Source organism: Burkholderia sp. Bp8984 (assembly GCF_003853755.1).
In the GTDB taxonomy this organism is placed as follows: Bacteria; Pseudomonadota; Gammaproteobacteria; order Burkholderiales; family Burkholderiaceae; genus Burkholderia.
Window position 1 is genome coordinate 1 of the sequence record NZ_QTQN01000034.1, and the last position, 13,544, is coordinate 13,544.

General features: G+C 67.5%; 15 protein-coding genes. 4 read left to right on the forward strand and 11 right to left on the reverse strand.

Annotated elements, in window-relative coordinates; translation table 11 throughout:
* Window positions 1–150: 150 nt before the first annotated feature.
* From DID98_RS27810 to DID98_RS36400, 3 genes are all read right to left on the reverse strand, one after another.
* Window positions 151–1,488 (reverse strand): glutamine synthetase family protein, encoded by a 1,338-nt coding sequence (locus DID98_RS27810; protein WP_044849097.1) that lies wholly within the window; start codon window positions 1,486–1,488, stop codon window positions 151–153.
* A 29-nt stretch (window positions 1,489–1,517) separates the two neighbouring features.
* Window positions 1,518–2,303, reverse strand: a complete 786-nt coding sequence (locus DID98_RS27815) for a gamma-glutamyl-gamma-aminobutyrate hydrolase family protein (RefSeq protein ID WP_124486629.1) — start codon at window positions 2,301–2,303, stop codon at window positions 1,518–1,520.
* Between the two features lie 285 nt (window positions 2,304–2,588).
* Window positions 2,589–2,771: a hypothetical protein gene (locus DID98_RS36400; RefSeq protein WP_006402789.1), complete on the reverse strand. Its 183-nt coding sequence runs from the start codon at window positions 2,769–2,771 to the stop codon at window positions 2,589–2,591.
* 468 nt (window positions 2,772–3,239) lie between these two features.
* Here DID98_RS36400 and DID98_RS27825 point away from each other — a divergent pair, with 468 nt between their 5' ends.
* Both DID98_RS27825 and DID98_RS27830 read left to right on the forward strand, forming a co-directional pair.
* On the forward strand, window positions 3,240–3,791 hold the full coding sequence (locus DID98_RS27825; protein WP_044849101.1) for a cupin domain-containing protein: 552 nt from the start codon (window positions 3,240–3,242) through the stop codon (window positions 3,789–3,791).
* An 89-nt stretch (window positions 3,792–3,880) separates the two neighbouring features.
* The gene (locus DID98_RS27830) at window positions 3,881–5,371 is read left to right on the forward strand and encodes an aldehyde dehydrogenase (RefSeq protein ID WP_124571757.1); all 1,491 of its coding nucleotides are present in this window, start codon (window positions 3,881–3,883) and stop codon (window positions 5,369–5,371) included.
* 60 nt (window positions 5,372–5,431) lie between these two features.
* Here the strand turns inward: DID98_RS27830 and DID98_RS27835 are convergent, their stop codons facing one another.
* Complete coding sequence (locus DID98_RS27835; RefSeq protein ID WP_044849094.1) at window positions 5,432–5,632, reverse strand: heavy-metal-associated domain-containing protein; 201 nt, start codon at window positions 5,630–5,632, stop codon at window positions 5,432–5,434.
* Between the two features lie 333 nt (window positions 5,633–5,965).
* Between DID98_RS27835 and DID98_RS27845 the strand changes: the two genes are divergently transcribed.
* Window positions 5,966–6,298 carry a cupredoxin domain-containing protein gene (locus DID98_RS27845; protein ID WP_124571758.1) on the forward strand — a complete coding sequence of 111 codons (333 nt, stop codon included), beginning with the start codon at window positions 5,966–5,968 and terminating at the stop codon, window positions 6,296–6,298.
* Between the two features lie 12 nt (window positions 6,299–6,310).
* Window positions 6,311–7,147, forward strand: coding sequence for an FTR1 family protein (locus DID98_RS27850; protein WP_044849093.1), 837 nt, complete (start codon window positions 6,311–6,313; stop codon window positions 7,145–7,147).
* A 73-nt stretch (window positions 7,148–7,220) separates the two neighbouring features.
* Here DID98_RS27850 and DID98_RS27855 read toward each other — a convergent pair whose 3' ends face one another.
* From DID98_RS27855 to DID98_RS27885, 7 genes are all read right to left on the reverse strand, one after another.
* Entirely contained in the window at window positions 7,221–7,439 is a 219-nt protein-coding gene (locus tag DID98_RS27855) for a hypothetical protein (protein ID WP_040142345.1), read from the reverse strand.
* Entirely contained in the window at window positions 7,439–7,894 is a 456-nt protein-coding gene (locus DID98_RS27860; protein ID WP_124486626.1) for a hypothetical protein, read from the reverse strand. The genes DID98_RS27855 and DID98_RS27860 overlap by 1 nt, the downstream gene beginning before the upstream one ends.
* Window positions 7,895–7,944: 50 nt before the next feature.
* Complete coding sequence (gene glmS / locus DID98_RS27865) at window positions 7,945–9,762, reverse strand: glutamine--fructose-6-phosphate transaminase (isomerizing) (protein ID WP_124571759.1); 1,818 nt, start codon at window positions 9,760–9,762, stop codon at window positions 7,945–7,947.
* 54 nt (window positions 9,763–9,816) lie between these two features.
* Window positions 9,817–11,178: a bifunctional UDP-N-acetylglucosamine diphosphorylase/glucosamine-1-phosphate N-acetyltransferase GlmU gene (gene glmU, locus DID98_RS27870; RefSeq protein ID WP_124571760.1), complete on the reverse strand. Its 1,362-nt coding sequence runs from the start codon at window positions 11,176–11,178 to the stop codon at window positions 9,817–9,819.
* 135 nt (window positions 11,179–11,313) lie between these two features.
* Window positions 11,314–12,309 carry a tRNA 2-thiocytidine(32) synthetase TtcA gene (gene ttcA / locus DID98_RS27875; protein WP_124486623.1) on the reverse strand — a complete coding sequence of 332 codons (996 nt, stop codon included), beginning with the start codon at window positions 12,307–12,309 and terminating at the stop codon, window positions 11,314–11,316.
* Window positions 12,306–12,710: a dihydroneopterin aldolase gene (locus DID98_RS27880; protein ID WP_124571761.1), complete on the reverse strand. Its 405-nt coding sequence runs from the start codon at window positions 12,708–12,710 to the stop codon at window positions 12,306–12,308. Before DID98_RS27880 ends, ttcA begins: the two co-directional genes overlap by 4 nt.
* Before the next feature lie 78 nt (window positions 12,711–12,788).
* The gene (locus tag DID98_RS27885; protein ID WP_124571762.1) at window positions 12,789–13,532 is read right to left on the reverse strand and encodes an SDR family oxidoreductase; all 744 of its coding nucleotides are present in this window, start codon (window positions 13,530–13,532) and stop codon (window positions 12,789–12,791) included.
* Window positions 13,533–13,544: the final 12 nt, after the last annotated feature.

A 13,544-nucleotide genomic window follows, 5' to 3' on the forward strand; every position in this document is an offset into this window, starting at 1 on the left:
TGGTGCGCGGCGTCGAGCGCGCGGTATTCGGCGGTCGAGCGTGCCTGCGTCGTGCGCGGTGCGGTGGCCGGCGCGGCCGGCTGGATCCAGGCAGATTCGTTGCGGTACGTCATGTTTCCTCCGTGATTCCGTATTCGGTCGTGTGCACGCTCAGACGTGCAGCAGCAGATGGCGGCGTTCCCACGAACTGATCACGCGGAAGAACGCTTCGTATTCGGTTTCCTTCAGCGCGAAATACGCCTTCAGGAACTTGTGGCCGAGAATCTCGCCGAGCGGCTCGCACGCGGCCATCAGCGTGAGCCCTTCCTCGAGGTTGCGCGGCAGCTGGTACGGCAGCTCGTAGCCGTCGCTGACGAGTGGTTCGGTCGGCTCGAGACGCTGCGTCATGCCGAGATAGCCGGCCGCGAGCGTCGCCGCGAGCGCGAGGTACGGGTTGCAGTCGACGCCCGGAATCCGGTTCTCGATGCGGCGCGCGGCCGGGCCCGAGTGCGGGATGCGGAAGCCGACCGTGCGGTTGTCGTAGCCCCACTGCACGTTGATCGGCGCGGCCATGAAGCGCGACAGCCGGCGATACGAGTTGATGTACGGCGCGAAGATCGGCATCAAGGCGGGCGTGTACTTCTGCAGCCCCGCGAGGTAGTTGTAGAACAGCGAGGTCGCGCCGCCCGTTTCCGGCGACGTGAACAGGTTGCGGCCCGTTTCCTCGTCGACGATGCTCTGGTGCACGTGCATCGCCGAGCCCGGCTCGTTTTCCATCGGCTTGGCCATGAAGGTCGAGTACATGTTGTGGCGCAACGCGGCCTCGCGCACCGTGCGCTTGAACAGGAACACCTGGTCGGCCAGCGACAGCGCGTCGCCGTGCATGAAGTTGATCTCCATCTGCGCGGCGCCGACTTCGTGGATCAGCGTGTCGATGTCGAGGTTCTGCGCTTCGCAGTACTCGTAGATGTCCTCGAACAGCGGGTCGAACTCGTTGACCGCCTCGATCGAATACGACTGGCGGCCCGTTTCGGGGCGGCCCGTGCGGCCGACCGGCGGACGCAGCGGCAGGTCCGGGTCCTTGTTCATGTCGACCAGGTAGAACTCGAGCTCCGGCGCGACGACCGGCTTCCAGCCCTTCGCCTTGTAGAGGTCGAGCACGCGGCGCAGCACGTAGCGCGGCGAGATCTCGACCGGCGAGCCGTCGAAGTGCACGCAGTCGTGGATCACCTGCGCGGTCGGATCGACGGCCCACGGGATCAGGCGAATGGTCGACGTGTCGGGCACGCACACCATGTCGGGATCGGTCACGCCGGTCAGCGAGCCGTCTTCCGGATAGTCGCCGGTGACGGTCTGCACCATCACGGCCTGCGGCAGCCGCATCGATTCGCCGGACGTGAACTTGTTGCGCGGCGTGATCTTGCCGCGCGCGATGCCGGCCATGTCGGGAATGATCGCTTCGATCTCGGTGATCCGGTGCTGCTTCAGAAAGTCTTCGATGTCTTGCATGTCTGTTCTCGTTGTGTGGGTCGGCGCGCTCAGGCGAGCGCGGCGGCGGCCGTGGCACGTGTGCGGGCGTCGCGGCGCGCGCGGCAGGCGTCGCCGAAGGCGCGGAAGATCGCGCTCGACAGCGGGTCATGCGCATGCCGCCATTCCGGGTGCCACTGCACGGCGAGGGCGAAGGCCGGGGCATCGACGACGCTGACGGCCTCGATCAGGCCGTCCGGCGCGACGGCTTCGACGGCGAGGCCGGAACCGAGCTGCGCGATGCCCTGCTTGTGCAGCGAGTTCACGTGCACGTCGTCGCGGCCGCCGGCGAGCGTGTGCAGCACGCCGCCGGGCGTCAGGCGCACGACGTGCGCGGGGCCGTATTGCGTGTCCATCGGCGCGTCGTCGTCCTCGCGGTGATCGGCGAGGCCCGGCACGTCGTGCACGCGCTGATGCAGCGTGCCGCCGCAAACGACGTTCAGCTCCTGGAAGCCGCGGCACACGGCCAGCACGGGCACGCCCGCGACGATCGCCGCGCGCAGCAGCGGCAGCGTCGTCGCGTCGCGTGCGGGATCGTGCTTCGTGCCGGGCGCGCTCGGCTCGCCGCCATACAGGTGCGGCTCGACGTTCGAATAGCTGCCGGTAAACAACAGGCCGTCGACCGTTGAGAGCACGTCGTCGACCGACTGGCGATCGCCGAGCGCGGGCAGCACCATCGCGAGCGCGTGTGCGCCGTCGACGATCGCCGCGACGTACTTGTCGCCGACCGTGTGCGACGCATGTGCGCCGATCTGCGTGAAGTCGGCGGTGATGCCGACGAGGGGTTTCCTTTCCATGACGTCAATCAGTTGTCCGTAGGGCCGTTGCGTGCATGACGCGGGAAAACCGCAAAATGCAGGCGCGACACGACCCCGCAGCCTCGCGAAACGCGCAAGGCCGCTGGTGAATGGGCGCAACGGGTTCGCATGGCGATCCGCGCTGCGCGCGACGGTCAGGCCATCGTTCGTTTCGTCGTGCCGTGCGACGCGGCAACGAATGCGCGAACGCGTTCCGTCACCGCGCAGACGACGCGGCTGACGAACAGGCAGTTGAAACGAACGACGAGAAAAGGAGGAGAGGCGCTATGGCAGCAGCGACGCGACTTCGTCGGTATCGACGGCCACGAACGCGCGTGCGGAAACGGCGTTGTGACGGCGAACGGAACGACGGGACAGGATGGTGTAGATCGACAGATGCAGCAGGCGAGGACTATGCCAGCCGCAACTGCCATCGGAAGCGGGAGCAGCGCTGCGCAAACTTCGCACATCGCCTCGATCCCACCTCACCAGAGGGCCACGGACTCTCACGATTACACTCGACTGGTTTGTTGAAAGTATTGAACACCTGATCGTTTCGGCGCGCGAGGCGTTTAAAATAATCAAGGTGCCCGGCCTGCGTCATTTACATTGATGGGCATCAATTTTTACGTTGCAATAACGTTTTTCGGTGCCGATGAATGGCCAATGACGCTGACCTGAGAGCCAGCATATACGAGCCAAAAACGGCGTCAAATGTTTTTTGACGGTCTCGTGTCAGGGCTTTCCCGAGGCACTGCGAACAAAATATTCGTAAATGGAATGACGCGTGGGGTGTTCATTATTTCGAACGCCTTTCAGGGTTTTCCCCGCTGATGTGTGGCATAAAGTGATTAGAATATTCAACGGCTGCTCAACGCTGTCCAACGCGTCGTTTCACTTTTTCACCGCACTTCTATCGTGTCCGAAACCGAATCGATGTCCACCGAAGTCGCCGAGCGCCTGCGTTTCGTGCGCAACAAGCATGGCCTGTCGCAGCGCGAACTCGCGAAGCGGGCCGGCGTGACCAACGGCACGATCTCGCTGATCGAACAGGGGCGCGTGAGCCCGTCGGTCGGCTCGCTGAAGAAACTGCTCGAATGCATCCCGATGAGTCTCGCGGAGTTCTTCACGTTCGAGCTGGTCGAATCGCGCTCGGTCGTGTCGCGACGTGACGAGATGCCGAACCTCGGCAACGACGCGCTCGCGTTTCACCTCGTCGGCGCGGGCGTGAAGGACCGCAACATGTGCATCATGCGCGAGGTCTACCAGCCGCTCGCCGATACGGGGCCCGAGATGCTCGTGCACGCGGGGCACGAGGGTGGCGTGGTCGTGTCGGGCCGGCTCGAGCTCACCGTCGACGGCGCGACCTGGCTGCTCGACCCCGGAGACGGCTACTACTTCGAAAGCCGTTTGCCGCACCGTTTTCGCAATCCCAGCGCGGAACAGCTCTGCGAGGTCGTGTCGGCCAATTCGCCGGCCACCTTCTGACCGCGCATCACCGCATTCGCCACCGCCGGCAGCGTTGCCGTTGCACGGCGTGCCGCAGCGCGAATGCCACAACCGTTGAGGTATCCTGAATGAACAAGTTGACTTTGGCTGACTGGCAGGACAGGGCGGCGTCGCTCGAGATCGAGGGGCGCGCATTCATCGACGGCGCGTCGCGCGACGCGCACGGCGGCAAGACGTTCGACTGCGTGAGCCCGATCGACGGCCGCGTGCTCGCGAAGGTGGCCGATTGCGGCGAGGCCGACGTGAACGCCGCCGTCGCGGCCGCCCGCCGCGCGTTCGACGCCGGCGTGTGGGCCGGACTGAACCCGCGCGCGCGCAAGGCCGTGCTGCTGCGCTGGGCCGCACTGATGCGCGAGCATCTCGACGAACTGTCGCTGCTCGAGACGCTCGACGCCGGCAAGCCGATCGGCGACACGACGACGGTCGACGTGCCGGGCGCCGCGTATTGCGTCGAGTGGTTCGCGGAGGCGATCGACAAGGTCGGCGGCGAAGTCGCGCCGGCCGACCATCATCTCGTCGGCCTCGTCACGCGCGAGCCGGTCGGCGTGGTCGCGGCCGTCGTGCCGTGGAACTTCCCGATCCTGATGGCCGCATGGAAGTTCGGCCCGGCGCTCGCGGCCGGCAACAGCGTCGTGCTGAAACCGTCGGAGAAATCGCCGCTGACCGCGATCCGCGTCGCGCAGCTCGCGTACGAGGCCGGCATCCCGGCCGGCGTGTTCAACGTCGTGCCGGGCGCGGGCGAACCGGGCAAGCTGCTCGCGCTTCATCGCGACGTCGACTGCATCGCGTTCACCGGCTCCACGGCAGTCGGCAAGCTGATCATGCAGTACGCCGCGCAGTCGAACCTGAAGCGCGCATGGCTCGAACTCGGCGGCAAGTCGCCGAACATCGTGCTGCCCGATTGCCCGGATCTCGACCGCGCCGCGCAGGCCGCGGCCGGCGCGATCTTCTACAACATGGGCGAGATGTGCACGGCCGGCTCGCGCCTGCTCGTGCATCGCGACATCAAGGACGCGTTCATCGAGAAGCTGGTCGCGGCCGCGCGTACGTACGTGCCGGGCAACCCGCTCGATCCGTCGGTATCGATGGGCGCGATCGTCGACGGCATCCAGCTCGAGCGCGTGCTCGGCTACATCGACGCCGGGCGCAAGGAAGGCACGCTCGTCACGGGCGGTGCGCGCGTGAAGGCGGAGACGGGCGGCTTCTACGTCGAGCCGACGGTGTTCGAGGTGAAGCCCGATGCGAAGATCGCGCGCGAGGAGATCTTCGGTCCCGTGCTGTCGGTGATCGTGTTCGACGATGTCGACGAGGCGGTGCGGATCGCGAACGATACCGAGTACGGGCTCGCGGCGGCGGTGTGGACGTCGGACCTGACGACCGCGCACGACGTGTCGCGCCGGCTGCGGGCGGGCACGGTGTGGGTGAACTGCTACGACGAAGGCGGCGACATGAACTTCCCGTTCGGCGGCTACAAGCAGTCGGGCAACGGCCGCGACAAGTCGCTGCATGCGCTCGAGAAGTACACCGAACTGAAGTCGACGCTGATCCGGCTGCGCTGACGCGGCCGGTGTGCGGGCGCGGTGCCGACGGGCGCCGCGCCCGTGCTGCGCATGCGCGCGTCAGGCCGTGCGCAGCGCCGGGTGGAAGCCCGCGGCTTCGATGATCGACTGCACGCGTTCGGCGCCTTGCGCCGATTCGACCTTGACCGTCTTCGCGGCCACGTCGATGTCGAGCTTCGCAGCGGGGTCGGCTGCCGTCACGGCACGCGTGATGGCGTTGGCGCAGCCGCCGCAGGTCATGTCCTGGACTTCGAATTCCATCGTGTTCTCCTGGGTTGGGTGGCGATTCACAAACGTCGCCAGCATGAAGCTTGCCATGGTGGGAATGTCAAGCGATTCGTCGCGTTCGGCATCGCGAAAGCTATTTGTAAAGCATAAGTCAGACGAATCGTGATGCGCCGATGTACGTCAGTCGGAATTTTTCCCGATTGACGGTCGCGCATTGTCGGCGAAATCTGGCGGAGCCTTGCACGACAAGGTGCGTGTCGCGTCGACGACGCCCGATGCCCATGCCATCAGTAAGGGTACTTCGAGAGGGAAATGCGAATCGATCTTACTATCGGTTCCCCCTCGATATTTCATTTCGTTACCCATATGAATCGCTTCGCTTTCGGTTTCGCACTGGCCCTGCTGGGCGCATCGGCAACGTCCGCCTTCGCTGCCGACGACCTCGTCAACCTGACCCTGAAGGACCACAAGTTCTCGCCCGACGGCGTCACGATTCCGGCCGGCAAGAAGGTGAAGTTCGTCGTGAAGAACCTCGACGCGACGCCCGCGGAATTCGAAAGCGACGATTTCAAGGCAGAGAAGGTCGTGCCGGCCGGCAAGTCGGTCGAGATCCTCGTCGGGCCGCTGAAGGCCGGCACCTACGAGTTCCACGACGAGTATCACGAAGCGCAGTCGAAGACGCACCTGACCGTCAAGTAAGCGGATATCGCCATGCTGTCTACTGCCCTGATCGTCTTTCGTGAAGTGCTCGAGGCCGCGCTGGTGGTCTCGATCGTGATGGCCGCCACGAAGGGCGTGCCGCGGCGCGGCTGGTGGGTCGGCGGCGGGCTCGTCGGCGGCGTGATCGGCGCTGGCCTGATCGCCGCGTTCGCCGACGTGATCTCGCAGTGGGCATCCGGCATGGGGCAGGAAGTCTTCAACGCGGGCGTGATGTTCGTCGCGACGCTGATGCTCGCGTGGCATTGCATCTGGATGAGCCGCCACGGCCGCGAGATGGCGCTGCACATGGGCGAGGTCGGGCGGGCCGTCGCGGCCGGCAGCCGGCCGCTCACGGGGCTCGCGATCGTGGTCGGCGTCGCGGTGTTGCGCGAAGGCTCCGAGGCCGTGCTGTTCCTGTACGGCATCGCGGCGGGCGATCCGGGACAGACGCCGCAGATGATCGTCGGCGGGCTGCTCGGCGTGCTGGGTGGCGCCGGGCTCGGCTATGCGATGTATGCGGGCCTGCTGCAGATTCCGCTCAAGCGCCTGTTTTCCGTCACCAATGCGCTGATCGTGCTGCTCGCGGCGGGGATGGCGAGCCAGTGCGTCGGCTTCCTGCTTGCCGCGGGCCTCGTGCCGTCGTGGGGCGACGCGGTCTGGGATACCTCGTGGCTGCTCAAGGAAACGAGCATCGTCGGCAAGGCGCTGCATACGTTGATCGGCTATACCGCGCGTCCGGCGGGGATCCAGATCGCCGCGTACCTGGTCACGCTGGTTGCGATCGTCGTGCTGGCGCGGCTCGTCGGCCGGCCGCGGACGGTCGTGCCGCCGCCGCGGCCCGTCGCCTGAGCGGGCGGGGCCGAATGCAAAAAGGGGCGTCGTGGACGCCCCTTGTTACTTGCGTTGACGGTTCGCGCCCCGTTCAGCGATGGCTGTCGATCCACGCGCGGGCCCATTCGAGCCCCGCTTCGCGCGCTTCGTCCTCGGTATCGAACACGCCGAGCACGCCCGACGCTTCGACGAGCCGGTTGTTCTGCGTGATCGTGCCGCTCGCCGCGAAGCGCTCGGGCTGCAGGATTTCGTCCTGCTGCAGGATCGAATGGCCCCAGATCTGGTAGCCGTGATAGGTCTGCGCTTCCATTATCGCGTCACCTCCGCGGAACGGCGGCTCGCGCCGACGCGCAGCACGTTGCCGTCCGGCGTGTATTGCCGCGGGATATCGGAGAATTTGAGTGCGTGCGGCGTGTCGGGCACGGTCGGCTGCATCACGGTGAGCCGGCCCGGCGCGGGCTGCGCGACGGGGCGCGGTGCGGCCGGCGCATCGACCGTCGCGGCGGTCGGTCGATGCGGCGCGGCTTTCACGGCTTGTGCGACGCGGCGCTTGTGCGGCTTGACGGCGACCTTCGGCTGCACGCTCGCGTGCTTTTCCGCGGTCTTGTTGCCGGCGTGCGCGTCGGCGGCCGCGCGCGGGGTCGGCGTACGTGCCGCCGGCACGCGCGCCTCGGGCGGGTTCCAGACTTCGACGTAGTGCTCGGTCGCCCAGCCCGTCGACGCGAAGCTCAGCGCCAGCAATCCGCATCCAAACAGTCTTACCATGGTCTCTCCGTCAGTCTCGCCGGCGCGCCGGACTGCGCTGCGCCGATTGCTTACTCCACCGTCACCGACTTCGCGAGGTTGCGCGGCTTGTCGACGTCGGTGCCGCGCGCGCACGCGGTGTGATATGCGAGCAGCTGCAGCGGCACGACGTGCAGGATCGGCGACAGCTGGCCGTAGTGTTCCGGCATCCGGATCACGTGCAGGCCGTCGTCGTTGACGATCTGCGTGTCGGCATCCGCGAACACGTACAGCTCGCCGCCGCGCGCGCGCACTTCCTGCATGTTCGACTTCAGCTTCTCGAGCAGCGTGTCGTTCGGCGCGACCGTGACGACCGGCATCGCTTCCGTGACGAGCGCGAGCGGGCCGTGCTTCAGTTCGCCGGCCGGATAGGCCTCGGCGTGGATGTACGAGATTTCCTTCAGCTTCAGCGCGCCTTCGAGCGCGATCGGGTAGTGCAGCCCGCGGCCGAGGAACAGCGCGTTTTCCTTGCGCGCGAATTCCTCCGACCACGCGATGATCTGCGGCTCGAGCGCGAGCACGCTGTTCAGCGCGGCCGGCAGGTGGCGCAGCTCCTTCAGGAATTGCGCTTCCTGCGCGGCGTCGACGTGCCCGCGCAGCTTGCCGAGCGTCGCGGCCAGCACGAACAGCGCGACGAGCTGGGTCGTGAACGCCTTGGTCGACGCGACGCCGATCTCGGTGCCCGCGTGCGTCAGGAACTGCATCTCGGTGAGGCGCACCATCGCGCTCGTCGCGACGTTGCAGACCGCGAGCGTATGCGTGTGGCCGAGCGACTGCGCGTGCTTGAGCGCGGCGAGCGTGTCGGCCGTCTCGCCCGACTGCGAGATCACCAGCACCAGCTGGCGCGGGTTCGGCACCGATTCGCGATAGCGGTATTCGCTCGCGATCTCGACCTGGGTCGGAATCTTCGCGATCGATTCGAGCCAGTACTTCGCGGTGAGGCCCGAGTAGTAGCTCGTGCCGCACGCGAGGATCAGCAGGCTGTCGATGTCCGCGAAGGCGGCGGGCGCCGCGTCGCCGAACAGCGTTGCGTCGAATGCTTCGGTTTGCGGCACCGTGTCGCTGATCGCGCGCGGCTGCTCGAAGATTTCCTTCTGCATGAAGTGGCGATACGGGCCCAGCTCGACCGCGCCGCCGTATGCGCTGACCACGCGGATCTCGCGCTGCGCGAGCGCGCCGTGGCGGTCGACGATTTTCACGCCGTCGAGCGACAGCTCGCACACGTCGCCTTCCTCGAGGAACGTGAAATGGTCGGTGCTGCCGGCCAGCGCCAGTGCGTCGGAGGCGAGGAAGTTCTCGCCGTCGCCGTGGCCGACGACGAGCGGCGAACCCTGGCGCGCGCCGACGACGATGTGCGGCTGGTCCTTGTGGGTCACCGCGATCGCATACGCGCCGTGCAGCTGCTGCACGGCTTCGCGCACGGCCTCGAACAGATTGCCGCGATACAGGCTGTGCACGAGGTGCGCGATCACTTCGGTGTCGGTCTGCGACACGAATTCGTAGCCCTTCGCGCGCAGCGCGTCGCGCAGCGTCTCGAAGTTCTCGATGATGCCGTTGTGCACCAGCGCGAGCGCGTTCGACGAGAAGATCGGGTGCGCGTTGTGCGTGACGGGCGCGCCGTGCGTCGCCCAGCGCGTGTGCGCGACGCCGGTCGTGCCGGCGAGGTGCGATTCCTGCACCTGCGCGTCGAGATCGGCGACGCGCGCGACGCTGCGCGCGCGCTTCGGTGCGTCCGGCTCGAGCACGGCGACGCCGCACGAGTCGTAGCCACGGTATTCGAGGCGCCGCAATCCTTCGATCAGCACCGGAACGATATTACGCTGCGCAACTGCGCCGACAATGCCGCACATGAATGGTCAATCCTGTAAGTCGACGCGGGCGCAGTTCGGGCGCCCGCAAAAGGTTCAGCTCTTCTTCTTGACCGGTCGGACGTAGCCGCTTTTCGCGGTCTGCGTCTTCTCGTTCAAGGCGAGGACGCCCTCGGCGACGTCCTTCCAGATCGTCGTGCCGGCCGCGATCGTCACGCCGCGGCCGACGCGCACCGGCGCGACGAGCTGCGTGTCCGAGCCGACGAACACGTCGTCCTCGATCACGGTGCGGAACTTGTTCGCGCCGTCGTAGTTGCAGGTGATCGTGCCGGCGCCGATGTTCACGCGCGCGCCGATGTCGGCGTCGCCGATGTAGGTCAGGTGGTTCGCCTTCGAACCGTGGCCGATCACCGCGTTCTTCACCTCGACGAAGTTGCCGACGTGCGCTTCGTCCGCGAGCTGCGCGCCCGGGCGCAGCCGCGCGTACGGGCCGATCACGGTGTGCGCGCCGAGTTCGGCGCCGTCGATGTGCGTGAACGCGTCGATGCGCGTGCCCGCGCCGATCGACGCGTTGCGGATCACGCAGTTCGCGCCGATCGTCACGTTGTCGGCGAGCGTCACGTTGCCTTCGAACACGCAGTTCACGTCGATCGACACGTCGCGGCCGCACCGGAGCGTGCCGCGCACGTCGAGGCGCGCCGGATCGGCGAGCGTGACGCCGTCGGCGAGCAGCGCATCGGCGACGTTGCGCTGATGGATGCGCTCGAGTTCCGCGAGCTGCGCCTTGCTGTTCACGCCGAGCGTTTCCCAGTCCTCGTCGGGCTGCGCCGTGACGATCTCGAAGCCGGCCTCGATCGCGAGTTCGACGACGTCGGTCAGGTAGTACTCGCCCTGCGCGTTCTCGTTCTTCAGCGCGCCGAGCCACATCGACAGCTGGGCCGTCGGCGTGACGATGATGCCGGTGTTGATCTCGGCGATCTTCAGTTGCTCGGGCGACGCATCCTTCTGCTCGACGATGCGCGTGACGAAGCCGGACGCGTCGCGCACGATGCGGCCGTAGCCGGTCGGATCGTCGAGCGTGACCGTCAGAATCCCGTAGCGGCCCTCGCGCGCGGCGTCGACCAGACGCCGCAGCGTCGACGCGCGGGTGAGCGGCACGTCGCCGTACAGCACCAGCGTCGGTTGCGCGGGATCGAGCAGCGGCAGCGCCTGGCGCACCGCGTGGCCGGTGCCGAGCTGCTCGGCTTGTACCGCGAACTGGACGTCGGGCGCGGCGACGGCGGCCTGGACCTGCTCGGCGCCATGACCGACGACGACGACGAGCCGCGACGGCTGCAGCGTGCGCGCGGTGGCGATGACGTGGGAGAGGAGCGGCCTGCCGGCCAGGGGATGGAGCACTTTCGGCAGCGCGGAACGCATGCGCTTGCCGGTGCCTGCCGCCAAAATCACGATATTCATGGCGCCAGCTTGTCAGAGGAGTTCGTAGCCGTCCATTTTAGCATGCGGCCCCTGGCATTCCTGGCCTGTCGCGACCGGGCGACAGTGCCGGAACAGGGCACGCTGGGCCCCGTTCCGGCGATGTTCGGACCCTGCTTACAGGTCGTCGAACTGGACGATCGAGATCGGTTTCGCGGCACCCGGCACGGCGGTGTCTTCGCCGGACGCGCACGGCTCCTCGTCGAACGCGATGTCGCCCTGCGGATCGGCTTCTCCGGTCGCGCGCAGCGACGCGAACGGGAACTGGGTCGTATCCATCAGGTGCGACGGCACGACGTTCGCGAGCGCGCTGAACATGTTGTCGACGCGGCCCGGGAAGCGCTTGTCCCATTCGCGGATCAGCGCCTTCATTTCCGCGCGCTTCAGGTTCGGCTGGCTGCCGCACAGGTTGCACGGGATGATCGGGAATTCGCGCAGCTCCGCGTATTTCTCGAGATCGGTTTCCTTCACGTACGCGAGCGGGCGGATCACGACGTTCCGGCCGTCGTCCGACTGCAGCTTCGGCGGCATCCCCTTCAGCTTGCCGCCGTAGAACATGTTGAGCAGCAAGGTTTGCAGGATGTCGTCGCGGTGGTGGCCGAGCGCGATCTTGGTCGCGCCGAGCTCGCCCGCCACGCGGTACAGGATCCCGCGGCGCAGCCGCGAGCACAGCGAGCAGGTCGTCTTGCCTTCGGGGACGAGCCGCTTGACGATGCTGTAGGTGTCCTGGTTCTCGATGTGGAACGGCACACCGACCTGCGTCAGGTACTCGGGCAGCACGTGCTCGGGGAAGCCCGGCTGCTTCTGGTCGAGGTTGACCGCGACGATGTCGAAGTCGATCGGCGCGCGCTCGCGCAGGCGCAGCAGCACGTCGAGCATCGCGTAGCTGTCCTTGCCGCCCGACAGGCACACCATCACCTTGTCGCCCTGCTCGATCATGTTGTAGTCGCCGATCGCCTGGCCGACCTGGCGAACGATCCGCTTGAACAGCTTGTTGTTCTCGTACGCTTCCTTCTGCTCGCGGCGCGTCAGCGCGCGGCGGCCGGTGTCGGCGACGGTGGCTTCGATGGCGGCGCCATCGGCCGCCGTGTCGTTCATGTGGGGGGCGTTCATGCGCGCTCCTCGTCCTTGATGCGAAAGACTTCGACGCCGACGGCGTCGCAGTCCGGATAGGCGTCCGGTTTCTCGGTACAGACGCGTACCGCGCGCACGGTGTCGTGCGCCAGCAGGTTCGCGGCGATCGCGTCGCACAGCGTTTCCTGCAGGTGGATGTGGCCGCGCGCCAGGCACTGCGCGACGCTCTGCTTCATCAGGTCGTAGTCGACGACTTCATGCAGCCGGTCGTCGACGGGGGTGGACAGCGCGAGCTGCACGAACAGGTCGATGTTGATGACGACGCGCTGCTCGCCGCGCTTCTCGTGTTCGAAGGCCCCGATGTTGATGTGCACCTCGTAGTCGCGCAGGTAGAGCCTGCGGCAGTCCGCGAGGCGGGGGTGCAGGAGAGCGGAAAACATGGTCGTCCCAGTCAAATTGGCGTGCGTGCACGCAAAGCGGCGCGGGCGGCGGCGGTCGGGCCGCGCGCTCCGCGCAGTTCAGTCATTCGGGCCGGCGGCGGGCGGCACCAGGTGCTCGCCGCCGTCGACGGTCAGCGTCGCGCCCGTGACGCCGGGCGCGCTCGCGAGATAGCAGGCCGCCGCCGCGATGTCGTTCGCGTGCGGCGCGTGGCCGCGCACGAGCGCCGCGACGCGCACCTTCGGCGCCAGCGCCAGCGCGAGCGCCGAGGTCGCGCGGTTCAGCGCGGCCTGCATCAGCGCGTGCGACAGCTGCGCCGGCGCCGGGTGAAACAGGGCCTGGTCCAGCACGTGGATCGCGCAGGCGCGCAGCGATTCGTCGTCGCGCGCGGCATCGGGCGTCGCGTCGGCGAGCGCGCGGGCCAGCGCGAGCGGCGCCGTCACGTTGCGCGCGAGCGCGCCGGCGAGCGACGCGCCGTCCACGGTATGCGCGTCGTCGGTGCCGGCGCAAGCGCTCACGAACACCGCACAGGCGGGCCGGCCGAGTGCCACGCCGCACGCGGCAACGAGCGCGGCCGCATCGGCTTCCAGGGCCAGATCGGCATCGAGCACGGCCGCGCGGCGGCCCAGTGCGGCGACTTCGGCGACCAGCGCGTCGCCAGCCGCGCGCGGCGCGCCGGGGCTGCGCTGCAGCGCGACGTCCCAGCCGCGCTGCGCGAATCCGGTCGCGAGCGCACGGCCGAGCGACGCGGCGTCGGCCGCGCTGCCCAGCGCGCCCGCGACGAGCGCGATGCGCGGGGGCGACGTATCGGCTGAAACGGTCATTTACAATGCCGG

Excerpts from the sequence above, each read along its gene's own strand:
- DID98_RS27810 (WP_044849097.1), bottom strand. The coding sequence starts at position 1,488 with ATGCAAGACATCGAAGACTTTCTGAAGCAGCACCGGATCACCGAGATC.
- DID98_RS27815 (WP_124486629.1), bottom strand. The coding sequence starts at position 2,303 with ATGGAAAGGAAACCCCTCGTCGGCATCACCGCCGACTTCACGCAGATC.
- DID98_RS27825 (WP_044849101.1), top strand. The coding sequence starts at position 3,240 with ATGTCCACCGAAGTCGCCGAGCGCCTGCGTTTCGTGCGCAACAAGCAT.
- DID98_RS27830 (WP_124571757.1), top strand. The coding sequence starts at position 3,881 with ATGAACAAGTTGACTTTGGCTGACTGGCAGGACAGGGCGGCGTCGCTC.
- DID98_RS27835 (WP_044849094.1), bottom strand. The coding sequence starts at position 5,632 with ATGGAATTCGAAGTCCAGGACATGACCTGCGGCGGCTGCGCCAACGCC.
- DID98_RS27845 (WP_124571758.1), top strand. The coding sequence starts at position 5,966 with ATGAATCGCTTCGCTTTCGGTTTCGCACTGGCCCTGCTGGGCGCATCG.
- DID98_RS27850 (WP_044849093.1), top strand. The coding sequence starts at position 6,311 with ATGCTGTCTACTGCCCTGATCGTCTTTCGTGAAGTGCTCGAGGCCGCG.
- DID98_RS27855 (WP_040142345.1), bottom strand. The coding sequence starts at position 7,439 with ATGGAAGCGCAGACCTATCACGGCTACCAGATCTGGGGCCATTCGATC.
- DID98_RS27860 (WP_124486626.1), bottom strand. The coding sequence starts at position 7,894 with ATGGTAAGACTGTTTGGATGCGGATTGCTGGCGCTGAGCTTCGCGTCG.
- glmS (WP_124571759.1), bottom strand. The coding sequence starts at position 9,762 with ATGTGCGGCATTGTCGGCGCAGTTGCGCAGCGTAATATCGTTCCGGTG.
- glmU (WP_124571760.1), bottom strand. The coding sequence starts at position 11,178 with ATGAATATCGTGATTTTGGCGGCAGGCACCGGCAAGCGCATGCGTTCC.
- ttcA (WP_124486623.1), bottom strand. The coding sequence starts at position 12,309 with ATGAACGCCCCCCACATGAACGACACGGCGGCCGATGGCGCCGCCATC.
- DID98_RS27880 (WP_124571761.1), bottom strand. The coding sequence starts at position 12,710 with ATGTTTTCCGCTCTCCTGCACCCCCGCCTCGCGGACTGCCGCAGGCTC.
- DID98_RS27885 (WP_124571762.1), bottom strand. The coding sequence starts at position 13,532 with ATGACCGTTTCAGCCGATACGTCGCCCCCGCGCATCGCGCTCGTCGCG.